Origin of the sequence: Marinifilum sp. D737 (assembly GCF_026672275.1) — a bacterium.
Lineage (GTDB): Bacteria > Bacteroidota > Bacteroidia > Bacteroidales > Marinifilaceae > Marinifilum.
Window position 1 is genome coordinate 35,127 of the sequence record NZ_JANQCD010000013.1, and the last position, 12,174, is coordinate 47,300.

The window sequence follows — 12,174 nt, forward strand, 5'->3', positions numbered from 1 at the left end:
TCTTTGTAGGTAGATAAGGAATAAAGAATACAAATATCTTATAATAGTATGTTGCCTAAATATGATGTAATAGTAGTAGGGGCTGGACATGCCGGATGTGAAGCAGCAACAGCTGCAGCTAATCTTGGTTCATCTGTTCTTTTAATAACAATGGACATGAACAAGATTGCCCAAATGTCTTGTAATCCGGCAATAGGTGGAATTGCGAAAGGTCAAATTGTTCGAGAACTTGACGCATTAGGCGGATATACCGGTATTGTTACAGATCGTTCTTCGATTCAATTTAGAATGTTGAATCGATCGAAAGGACCAGCAATGTGGAGTCCAAGAGCACAATGTGATAGAATGATTTTTTCAGCAGAATGGCGCAAAATTGTTGAAAATACTGACAATTTAGACATGTGGCAGGATGCTGTAGTTGGAATTATTGTTGAAGATGGTGTTGTAAAGGGTGTAAAAACCAAACTAGGAATTGATATACTTTCTGAAACTGTTGTATTGACCAATGGAACTTTTCTGAACGGATTAATGCATATTGGACGAAAGCAAGAAACAGGAGGCCGATCTGCAGAACCAGCATCATTTGGTATTAGTGAACAATTAAAGTCTTTTGGATTTGAAGTAGGAAGAATGAAAACTGGTACTCCAGCTCGATTAGACGGAAGAAGCATTGATTTTTCTGTAATGAGAGAGCAGGGTGGTGAAGAAGGTTTTTATCAATTTTCTTACCTTAATAATCATGTAGAGAAAACACTTCGCCAGAGACCTTGTTATATTACTTATACAAATCCCGAAGTTCATGATAATTTAAGAGAAGGGTTCGAAGATTCGCCAATGTATAATGGTACCATTCAAAGTACAGGACCAAGATATTGTCCAAGTATTGAATCTAAACTTTCAACCTTTGCTGAAAAGAATGAACATTTGTTATTCTTGGAACCGGAAGGGGAGCATACGCATGAATATTATATTAATGGATTTTCATCAAGTTTACCTTGGGATGTTCAATTAAAAGCACTTCAAAAAGTTCCGGGATTGGAGAATGTAAAGATGTATCGTCCTGGATATGCAATCGAGTATGATTACTTTGCTCCAACTCAATTGTTCCATACTTTAGAAACCAAGATTATTTCGAAACTGTATTTTGCAGGTCAAATTAATGGAACTACAGGATATGAAGAAGCCGGTGCTCAAGGAATGATGGCAGGTATTAATGCAGCTTTATCGGTTCAAGCTAAACCTGCATTTACCCTTAAAAGAGATGAAGCTTACATTGGAGTTTTAATTGACGATTTGGTTACAAAAGGGGTAGATGAACCATATCGCATGTTTACATCTCGAGCAGAATATAGAATATTACTTCGCCAAGATGATGCTGATGTTCGCTTAACTCCAAAAGCATTCGATTTGGGTTTGGCTGATCAGGAAAGAATGGATTTACTTGAGGAGAAAATTTTATACCGAGACAAACTGTTTCAATTTTGCAAAGAGTTTAGTTGTAAGCCAAAATTTTTAAATCCTGTATTGGAAAAATTAGGAACGAGTCCTCTGAAACAAGGAGTCAAATTATATGATATTATTTTGCGTCCTCAAGTAAGTATTCAGGATCTTATTGAAGATGTAACACCATTAAAAGAAATGGTAGATGAAATTCCAAATCGTAAAGATGAAATTATCGAAGCGGCTGAAGTTTTAATTAAATATAGCGGCTATATTGATAGGGAAAAACTAATTGCCGACAAGCTTACGCGTTTGGAAAATATCGATATAAAAGGTAGATTTGATTATATGACATTACAATCTTTATCTACCGAAGCCAGACAAAAGTTGGATAAGATTCAGCCGCAAACAATAGGGCAGGCATCACGTATTTCTGGTGTCTCTCCAAGTGATATAAACGTTCTTTTGGTGCTTATGGGACGATAATGTTCCACGTGGAACCAAGGAGTATTTTTAAAAAGTTTACTCCTTAAAACGCCCGAAATCGATCTCCTTGTTGTAAACAAAGGGAAAGTTTCGGGCCTTTTTGTAAGTGTATTTATGCTCTTAAAATCTCTATCATGAAAGATCAAAATTTTAAAATATCGGGTAAAATTGCAGATGTAATTTCACGAGAAATAATTCAAGGTGAAATTGAAGTAGTTGATGGATACATTAAATCCATTGTTCCAAAACAAGATGTTCCCAATCGATATATTCTACCAGGATTGGTAGATTCTCATATGCACATCGAAAGCTCTTTGTTAATTCCAAGCCGATTTGCAGCCGAAGCGGTAAAGTGTGGAACCTTAGGCTTGGTTACCGATCCTCACGAAATTGCAAATGTATTGGGCGAAATAGGTGTAGACTTCATGATTAATGATGCAAAGAAGGTTCCACTTGAAATTAAATTCGGAGTTCCTTCTTGTGTTCCGGCCACAAAACATGAAACCTCGGGTTTTGTTTTAGATAGTAATATTGTGGAAAGTTTGCTCAAAAGAGAAGAGGTAGTTTGCCTGGCAGAGGTGATGGATTTTGTAGGAGTTGTAGAGGAAGATCTTGAAGTGCTCAAAAAAATAGTAGCCTGTAAGAAGTTAGGAAAAAAGATAGATGGTCATGCACCAGGTTTAAAAGGTACAGATCTGAAAAAATATGTTGCTGCAGGAATTTCAGCGGATCATGAATGTTCAACCATTGAGGAAGCATTAGAGAAAATTGCTTTAGGTATGATGATTCAAATTAGAGAGGGGAGTGCTGCAAGAGATTTTGATTCTTTATGCTCTTTACTCGAATCGCATCCTGATAAGGTGATGTTGTGTACAGATGATCTTCATCCGGATGATATGGCAGAAAATGGTCATATCGATTACTTAATTAAGAAAGGGCTGAATAAGGGATATGATATTTTTAATTTACTTCGAGCTGCAAGTTACAATCCAATCCACCACTATGGTTTGGATTTAGGATTACTTCAAATTGGGGATTCTGCAGATTTTATTCTAGTGAATAATCTTGAACAATTTTCAGTAATGGAAGCATATCGAAAAGGGGAGTGCATATTAAAAAATGGCAATCCTTCTTTTGAGGTTCACAACGAAATTCTATTGAATAATTTTAGTCGAAAACCTATTCATCTATCTGAAATTTCTGTCGCGCCTAAGAATGGTAAAATAAAAGTAATGGTTGCTAAGGATGGAGATTTGATCACAGATTCTATCTTATGTGATCCTAAAATAGAGAATTCAAATCTTGTTGCTGACGTAGAAAATGATCTTTTAAAAATGGTTGTCATGAGTAGGTATGACAATGGGAAACCAGTTGTAGGTTTCGTTAAAGGTTTTGGTTTTAAAAAAGGAGCCATTGCGGAAAGTATAGCACATGACAGTCATAACATCATTGCCATTGGAACTAGTGATGAAGAGCTAATGCATGCCATAAATACCTTAATTGATTTAAAGGGGGGTATTGTTGCAGTTAATAACAGTAAGAGTAAATTTGTGAAGCTAGAAGTGGCAGGATTGATGTCAAATAAAACTGGGAGTAAACTTTTAGAAGAATACTCAGGTTTGTCTGAATTTGCATCAGAATTGGGTTCCGAATTTGAATCGCCATTTATGACACTTGCTTTTATGTCGCTTCTGGTTATTCCAAAATTGAAGTTATCCGATAAAGGTTTGTTTGATGTAGATCAATTTAAAGTGGTAGATTTATTTACCAACGAATAGTAATTCTCTCTTTCTGATTCGATGATTAAAAACAAAAACATTGACCATTTAAAGTCGCTGATTTCAGCTTTACCTGAAGAACCAGGCGTGTATCAATTCTTCGATGAGAATAGTACCATTATATATGTAGGAAAAGCCAAGAGGTTAAAACGAAGAGTAGCCTCTTACTTTAACAAGCTTCATGATAATGCTAAAACCAATATCATGGTCCGAAAGATTTCTGAGATACGACATATTGTTGTGAACTCGGAAGAGGATGCATTGCTATTGGAGAATAACCTTATTAAAAAGCATCAACCAAGGTATAATGTATTATTGAAAGATGATAAATCTTTTCCCTGGATTTGTATTAAGAAGGAGAATTTTCCACGTGTGTTTGTAACAAGAAACCTTGTAAAAGATGGATCGGAGTACTTTGGTCCATATACAAGTGTAAAGATGGTTAGAACGCTTATGGATATGATTCGATCTTTGTACAAGCTTCGAACATGTAATTTAAGTTTGAATTCAGAAGGGATTTTAAATGGAAAATTTAAGCTTTGTTTAGAATATCATATTGGTAATTGTAAGGCACCATGTGAAGGTAAAATCAACCAGGAAGAATACAATGAGACAATTCAAGCAATAAGGAATATACTCAAAGGAAATATTAGAATGGTTACGTCTCACCTTAAAGAAAAGATGACAGACTTAGCAGTGGAGTATAGGTTTGAAGAAGCTCATGCTATTAAAGAAAAACTTGAACTCTTAGATAAATATCAAAGCAAATCTACTATAGTAAATCCATCAATTAATAATGTTGATGTCTATTCTATTTTAGAGGATGAAGAATCGGCCTACGTTAACTTCTTAAAAGTGGTAAATGGAGCGATTATTCAGGCACACACAATTGAGTTAAAAAAGAAAATAGAGGAGAGTAAAGAGGATTTATTACTTATTGCGATTACTGAAATTCGACAAAAGATATATAGCACAGCCAAGGAGATCTTGGTGCCTTTCGAAATAGATTTGCCTTATACTGGAGTAAAATGCTTGATTCCACAACGCGGTGACAAACGAAAATTACTGGACTTATCTTTACGAAATGTCAAATATTACCGTCTCGAGAAGTTAAAACAGGGTGAGAAATCAAGAAAGCAATCCAATTCGGATCGAATTATGGAAAGAATGAAAACCGATTTGAGATTGAAAGATCAACCAATTCACATTGAATGTTTCGATAATTCAAATATACAAGGAACAAACCCGGTTGCTTCCTGTGTTGTATTTCGAAATGGCAGACCGTATAAAAAGGATTATCGACACTTTAATATTAAAACCGTGGTCGGTGCAAATGATTTTGCCTCCATGGAAGAAATCATTTACCGTAGGTATAAGAGATTGTTAGACGAAAATCAGACATTACCTCAGCTAATAGTTATCGATGGAGGTAAAGGACAGTTGGGCGCAGCTCTAAATAGTTTGGGTAAATTAGATTTAAGAGGTAAAATATCTGTCATTGGTATCGCGAAGAAATTAGAAGAGATTTATTTTCCCGGTGATCCTTATCCATTATACTTAGATAAGAATTCTGAAACATTAAAAATCATTCAACATTTAAGAAATGAATCGCATCGATTTGCAATAACATTCCATAGACAAAAACGCTCTAAAGCATTTATTGGTTCCGAATTGGATAAAATTGATGGAATCGGTCCAAAGACTGTTCAAAAGTTAATTCAAAGGTTTAAGTCTGTTGATAATGTGAAGAAGGCTACCTTAAGTGAAATATCAGAAGAAATAGGCAGTTCAAAAGCCTTAAGTGTTTGGAAATATTTCAATTAGAATAATTCATTTAAATAGAATTATTGGCTGTAATTTGCTCCTTTTCAGACATTTACAAGAATAAAAGTATTTAGAAAAACAATTGATATAACTCTTTAGAGCTTATTTTATTAAAGTATAAGTCTAAATCTATATCGTTAAGTTTTTTGTAAATCAATGAATTAGTGTGATTAGATCCTTTGATTTTTTCAAGAAATAGATTAAAATCTTCGTTTTTAATGCAATTGCCCGAAATATCGATCTCGGTAATGACACCTTTTTCGATCTGCATTTCGATTTCTAAAATTTTACCTGAATGGTAATTGCAAATTTTCTCGAACCTGTAATTTGGAGAATATCCAAAATTCCATTCCCAACTTTCGAATTTATCTGTTTTTAAATTTTCAATGGCATTTATGTCTTCATCTGAAAAAGTAAATTTATTTGAATTGGGATAAGTAAGGCCAAATTCATGAATGACTTTAGCTGCAAAATCTGATATAGAAATTGGAGAGGATAGATAGTCAGAGATATTCGTTACACGACTTCTAATGGACCTAACGCCTCTATCTTTAAACTTCAATGGATTTACCTTTAATAGATGGTTTAAACGCTTTAAATCGCTTGAAAAAAGCATTGTGCCATGTTGTAAAACTTTGTTCTTGTACACATGGGATGCATTTCCCGAAAATTTTTTTCCGTCAATGGTTAAATCACTTTTTCCTTCGAATTTTGCATTTACACCAAGTTTTTGCAATACTTGAATAATAGGGGAACTGTAGCCTTTAAAATCGACTAACTTTCCTTTTTCTCCTTTTTTGATCAGGCAATAGTTTAGATTACCAAAATCATGATAAACGGTTCCTCCTCCTGATAAACGACGAACAACAGGAATATTTTCTTCATTTACACGATCAAGATTAATTTCTGCAAGTGTGTTCTGATGTTTTCCAACCACCAGAGAATCTTGATTAATGTATAGGAAAAAGAAATCTTCATCGTAGTTTTTAAGAAGATATTCTTCACAGGCAAGATTGTAATATGGATTGTTTGAATTGCTAATGAAATAATTCATGATTTTGATTTTGTTTTTCTAACACAAATATGATTAATATTTGTGAAATGTCTTAATTTAGACTCAGTTTTAATAAGTTGTTTTTTTTGAACATGTCATCGATTTCATCAATGAATCTTAATTGGAGTAACTTATCTTTAAAAACGATTATAGTTTAAAATATCTTAATAAAAATTTAGTTATGCGTGTTGTAATACAACGAGTAAGTAAAGCCTCTGTAACAGTTGAAAACGAAGTTGTTGGTAAAATTAATGAAGGTCTGATGATTTTGGTTGGAATTGAGAATGAAGACAAGAAGGAAGATGCTGATTGGTTGAGTAAAAAGATATGTAATCTCAGAATTTTTGATGATGAAGAGGGGGTAATGAACAAATCTTTACTTGATGTAAAAGGCAACATATTAACGGTTAGTCAATTTACATTGCATGCCAAGACCAAAAAAGGGAATAGGCCATCATACATAGCAGCTGCAAAACCTGATATTTCAGTTCCTTTATATGAGTACTTTGTGGAAAAATTAAAAAATGAATCTGGGACAAATGTAGCGACAGGAAAATTTGGTGCTCATATGGAAGTTGCTTTGGTGAACGATGGACCAGTTACGATATTAATAGATACCAAAAACAAAGAATAGATGGATAATTTAACGATTAAAGAAGCCCAACAAAGAGTGGATGACTGGATTAAGGAATATGGTGTTCGCTATTTTAATGAGCTTACCAATATGGCTATTCTTACCGAAGAAGTAGGCGAAGTTGCCAGAATCATATCGAGGAAATATGGAGAGCAATCGTTCAAAGAAAAGGACAAGGAAATAGATTTGGCTGATGAAATGGCAGATGTACTTTGGGTTTTGATCTGCTTAGCCAATCAAACTGGTGTTGATTTGAATAAAGCATTAATTAAAAACCTCGAGAAGAAAACCAATCGAGATGCGAATCGGCACAAGGAAAATACGAAACTTTCTACTGATTAATGAAATAAGATCAAAATCAGGCACAAAGAACTGTTTTTTTATTTAGTTTTGTAGCTTCACGAAGAGTACTGAAAAGTACGAAATGGAAAAATCAGCGAAAATATTCGCAACCGGTTAAAATTTAATTAATTACATTTTTGAAACGTCAAAAAATGAAGAAAAACATTTTAGAGATCTTGAAAACGTACAATTTAGAATTGAACGATCAAGAAGTAGCAAATCAAGTTAAAGAGATTATTGCTTCTGATTATGATTCATTGTACAGTGTAGAGAATTTAAAGAAGAACTTTTCGTTAATCGATCTTACAACTTTAAATTCTACCGATACACACGAAAGAGCCAAAAGTTTTGCTGATAATGTAAATAACTTCCGGAATGATTTTGACATGCCAAATGTTGCTGCCATCTGTGTATATCCATACCAGGTTCCAACATTAAATGAAAACTTAAAAGCAGAAGGAGTAAATATTGCTTCTGTGGCCGGTGTTTTCCCATCTTCTCAATCATACATTGAAGTTAAGGCATTAGAATGCAAAATGGCTGTTGAAAAAGGAGCAGACGAAATTGATATCGTTATTTCGATTGGAGCATTCCTTGCTGGTGATTATCAAACAGTATTCGATGAGATTGTAGCTCAAAAAGAAGCTTGTGGAAAAGGACACTTGAAAGTGATTCTAGAAACTGGCGAGTTAAAAACAGCAACGAATATTAGAACAGCTTCAATTTTAGCAATGGAAGCTGGTGCAGATTTCATTAAAACATCAACAGGTAAAGTTCCTGTTAATGCAACTTTAGAAGCTGCTCATATCATGACTCAGGCAATTGCGGAATATCATGAGAAAACTGGCAGAATGGTTGGATTTAAACCTGCAGGTGGAATTTCAACAGCAAAAGATGCCATTGAATTTTACTCAATTTCTAATAGAAATTTGGGAGAGAAGTGGTTGAACAATGAGTACTTAAGAATTGGTGCCTCAAGTTTAGCAAATAATCTTCTTACCGAGATTCATAAAATAGAAACAGGAGAAGAAAAGACAATCACATATTTTTAATATTGTGAATATAATTTTAAGAAAGGGTCGGAAAAATTTTCCGACTTTTTTCGTTAAATGCAAAAAAAATATTTAACTTCAGAAAAAATATTGATAATATAAATCCCCCTGCTGTTAATTTTTAACTCGATGTACAAAGAATCCACAGAACATCTGTTATTAAGAATAAAAGAACTAGAAGCTGAGTTAAAAGCTGTAAAGCAATCGTTTGGAGCAAAATCAGGTTTGGTAAAACATTTATTAAGAAATGCAAAAAGCCAAACGCAAGAGTATTTGTCTGTAATTGATTCTGACTTTACCCTTATAGAAGTAAACAAAAATCGTTTAAGTCAACTAGGAAAAAAAAGGAATGAAATTATAGGAGATAAGTGCTACAAAGCATTTTACGATTTAGATAAAGAGTGTAAGGAATGCATTGTTAAAGAGGTTGTTAGTTCAAGAAGCGCAAATCGATTTTTAAAATCATACGAATTTAATAATGCCATTAAGTTTGAGGAGAAAACGGTTAGCCCAATTCTAAATGAAGAGGGCTTTGTTGAGCGTTTGGTTATCGAAAGTAAGGATATTAGTGGTTATTATCAACTTGTAGATAAAGTAGGGCAAAGAGAAGAGTTTTTTAAAAACATTTTTGAATCAGCTGGAGATGCATTTTTAATTCATGATTCACATGGTAATATTTTAGATTTTGGCTCCAAATTGCCAATTTTATTGGGGTATAACCAGGAGGAGTTTAAAAAACTATCCTTAATTGATATTGATGATCCACGTTATTCTATGAAGATTGACAGCCGTCAGGAGCATATGAAGGATAAGGATCACTTGTTATTTGAAACCGAATTGATTTGCAAATCAGGTGAAAGAATACCTGTTGAGGTAAGTGCAACACTTATTCCTTTGCATGGACAGAAGTTATTTTTCGTTTCCCTGCGTAATTTAGAAAAACGCAAAAAAGCAGAAGAAGATTTAAAAATAAGCGAAAAGCGATTTAGGACTTTGGTGGAGAATGCGCCGGATCTGATTATGCGATTCGATAAAAACTACAAACATTTGTTTGTTAATTCTGCAACAAAGACACTTTTGAATATTGATCCGGAAGAATTTATAGGAAAAACACACGAAGAACTTGGTTTTCCGGAACACATGTGTAAGTTTTGGGAAGAAGAGATGAACAAGGTTTTTCAAAGCTCGAAATTAAAAGTTGTTGAGTTTTCAATTCAGATAAATGGAGAACACAAATATTTTGATTGGCAGTTAATTCCTGAATTTGATGAAAAAGGTCAAACAGAAACCATTTTGGCCGTTGCCAGAGACATCACCGCTCGTAAATTGAATGAAAAGGCACTTGAAGAGGCCGTGAAAACAAAAGATAAGTTCTTTTCAATTATCGCCCATGATTTAAAAAATCCTTTTAATGCGATGTTACCTATCGTACATATTTTAAAGGAGAATCATATTGATATGCAAAGGGAACAGCTTTCTGAAATGATTGAATTAATTGATTCTTCGGTAAAGCAGGAGTACAATCTTTTGAAAAATCTTTTGGAATGGTCGAGAGCACAAACTGGTGCAATCAAATTAAAACCAGAGAGTATTCAACTGCGAGATCTTATTGATTCAAATTTACTTCTTCACAGGGCAGTAGCAGAGAGTAAAAATATTTCCATTGAATTGGATGGTATTCAAGCTAATGTTTTGTCAGATAAGTATATGCTAGAAACCGTTATCCGCAATTTGATATCGAATGCGTTAAAGTTTACCGAAACAGATGGTAATGTAAAGATTCACATTACGGAAAATAAAGAAGAGGTAATTTGTAGTGTTCAGGATAGTGGAATCGGTATTAGTCCTGAAAATCAGCAAAAAATATTCAGAATTGATACCAATTATACCAGATTGGGAACAAAGGATGAGTCGGGAACAGGATTAGGATTAATACTATGTAAAGAATTTATAGAAAAAAATGGAGGTAGTATTGCTGTGCAAAGTGAGCTGGCTGTAGGCAGTACCTTTACTTTCAGTTTGCCTAAAGCTACTTAATTATTTAGTTCTTGAAATGGTGTATTCAACCAGTTCTTGCAATGATGTATTGGCTTCCGATTCTGAAAATTCAGATAGAATTTCTAAAGATTTCTGTTTGTATTCCAGCATTTTACTTCGAGTATAGTCTATACCACCTTGCTCCTTCACAAACTGAATTAACTCATTTACTTTTTCAGTGTCTTTGTTGTACTTTCTAATGATTTTAAGAGCCCATTTGCGCTCCTTTTCAGAAACATTTCTAAGTACATATATCAATGGGAGAGTGAGCTTCTTTTCTTTGATATCATTACCTGTAGGTTTTCCAATATTGCCTTGCTTTTCGTAATCGAACAAATCATCCTTCATTTGGAAGGCAACTCCCAGGTATTCACCAAATTTCTTTAGTTTTTCTTGCTGATCTATTGATGCACCAACCGATAAAGCACCCAATTGAGTACACGAGGCGATTAAGCTTGCAGTTTTCTTGTAAATGATATCAAAGTAAACATCTTCAGTAATGTCTAGCTTACGCGATTTTTCAAGCTGTAAAAGTTCACCTTCACTCATTTCTCTAACAGCATCCGAAACAACTTGTAACTGATCGTATTCCTTATTTTCCAGTGCGACTAGCAATCCTTTTGAAAGCAAGAAATCACCAACCAAAACCGCAGCTTTTGATTTCCAAAGTGCATTAATAGAGAAAAAACCTCTTCTTTCGTAAGCTTCGTCAACAACATCATCATGAATAAGTGTTGCAGTATGCAGTAATTGAGTTAATGCAGCAGCAATGTATGTGGACTCTTGAATATCACCTATTAATTTAGCACTAAGAAAGGTAAGAATGGGTCGTACTTCTTTACCTTTACGTTTAATAATATAATTATTGATAATATCCAGTAAGCGAACCTTACTCTTCATCGACTCTTTAAAGTAAGAATCGAACTGTTTCATTTCCTTCTCAATAGGAGCTTTTATAATACTAATACTGCTTTTTTTCAAACTCATAGAAACCAAAGTTAATAATTTAAACTTCTCATGGAAGCCTTGCTGGATCTAAATCTTAAGATACAAATATCTCGTTTTTATTAAGACTACAAATAAATTATATACAAAACGAGAAATTTAAATATTTCGATATGATTATGGCTTTCATTCACGAATATATTTATATATTTGCATTTGATAATTTACGTGAATAATCTTAGTGTATGAAAATTAAAGAATTAGAACCTGAAAAACTAGAGATGGCGGCTAATATGCTAAAAGCAATCGCCCATCCAATGAGAATTGCAATTTTGGGTTATCTGGAAGATGGTAAGAAGCTGACGGTGACTGAAATTCATGAATTACTAAAAATAGAACAATCTACAACTTCTCATCATTTGGGAATTTTAAAGGATAAAGGTGTTCTTTCATCAAAACGTGAGGGAAAAAACACTTATTATTTCTTAAAGCACTGTAGTTTGAGTAATATTGTTGATTGTATCAGCAATTGCACACATGGATAAGACTTAAAACCGGATAAAACCGGTTTTTTTATTATAT

Annotated in this window: 10 protein-coding genes; 8 read left to right on the forward strand and 2 right to left on the reverse strand. The window is 33.8% G+C overall.

The features are described from left to right. Window positions 1-48: 48 nt before the first annotated feature. From mnmG to uvrC, 3 genes are all read left to right on the forward strand, one after another. Complete coding sequence (mnmG, locus tag NQ163_RS09595) at window positions 49-1,926, forward strand: tRNA uridine-5-carboxymethylaminomethyl(34) synthesis enzyme MnmG (protein WP_268190125.1); 1,878 nt, start codon at window positions 49-51, stop codon at window positions 1,924-1,926. A gap of 134 nt (window positions 1,927-2,060) precedes the next feature. Then, a complete protein-coding gene (ade, locus tag NQ163_RS09600) occupies window positions 2,061-3,704 on the forward strand; it encodes an adenine deaminase (RefSeq protein ID WP_268190126.1) in 1,644 nt (547 codons plus the stop codon). Between the two features lie 21 nt (window positions 3,705-3,725). Then, window positions 3,726-5,528 carry an excinuclease ABC subunit UvrC gene (gene uvrC / locus NQ163_RS09605; RefSeq protein WP_268190127.1) on the forward strand — a complete coding sequence of 601 codons (1,803 nt, stop codon included), beginning with the start codon at window positions 3,726-3,728 and terminating at the stop codon, window positions 5,526-5,528. Between the two features lie 70 nt (window positions 5,529-5,598). Here the strand turns inward: uvrC and NQ163_RS09610 are convergent, their stop codons facing one another. Further along, entirely contained in the window at window positions 5,599-6,582 is a 984-nt protein-coding gene (locus NQ163_RS09610) for a lipoate--protein ligase (protein ID WP_268190128.1), read from the reverse strand. Window positions 6,583-6,763: 181 nt separating this feature from the next. Between NQ163_RS09610 and dtd the strand changes: the two genes are divergently transcribed. The 4 genes from dtd to NQ163_RS09630 all read left to right on the forward strand — a co-directional run bounded on the left by dtd (window position 6,764) and on the right by NQ163_RS09630 (window position 10,647). Further along, a complete protein-coding gene (gene dtd / locus NQ163_RS09615) occupies window positions 6,764-7,216 on the forward strand; it encodes a D-aminoacyl-tRNA deacylase (RefSeq protein WP_268190129.1) in 453 nt (150 codons plus the stop codon). Continuing rightward, window positions 7,217-7,558, forward strand: coding sequence for a nucleotide pyrophosphohydrolase (locus NQ163_RS09620; protein ID WP_268190130.1), 342 nt, complete (start codon window positions 7,217-7,219; stop codon window positions 7,556-7,558). Between the two features lie 152 nt (window positions 7,559-7,710). Further along, window positions 7,711-8,610 carry a deoxyribose-phosphate aldolase gene (deoC, locus tag NQ163_RS09625; protein ID WP_268190131.1) on the forward strand — a complete coding sequence of 300 codons (900 nt, stop codon included), beginning with the start codon at window positions 7,711-7,713 and terminating at the stop codon, window positions 8,608-8,610. 129 nt (window positions 8,611-8,739) lie between these two features. Continuing rightward, a complete protein-coding gene (locus NQ163_RS09630) occupies window positions 8,740-10,647 on the forward strand; it encodes a PAS domain-containing protein (protein WP_268190132.1) in 1,908 nt (635 codons plus the stop codon). Here NQ163_RS09630 and NQ163_RS09635 read toward each other — a convergent pair whose 3' ends face one another. Next, window positions 10,648-11,634 (reverse strand): polyprenyl synthetase family protein, encoded by a 987-nt coding sequence (locus NQ163_RS09635; RefSeq protein ID WP_268190133.1) that lies wholly within the window; start codon window positions 11,632-11,634, stop codon window positions 10,648-10,650. It lies immediately after the preceding gene. A 203-nt stretch (window positions 11,635-11,837) separates the two neighbouring features. Here NQ163_RS09635 and NQ163_RS09640 point away from each other — a divergent pair, with 203 nt between their 5' ends. After that, window positions 11,838-12,137: an ArsR/SmtB family transcription factor gene (locus NQ163_RS09640; protein WP_054715022.1), complete on the forward strand. Its 300-nt coding sequence runs from the start codon at window positions 11,838-11,840 to the stop codon at window positions 12,135-12,137. Window positions 12,138-12,174 lie beyond the last annotated feature (37 nt).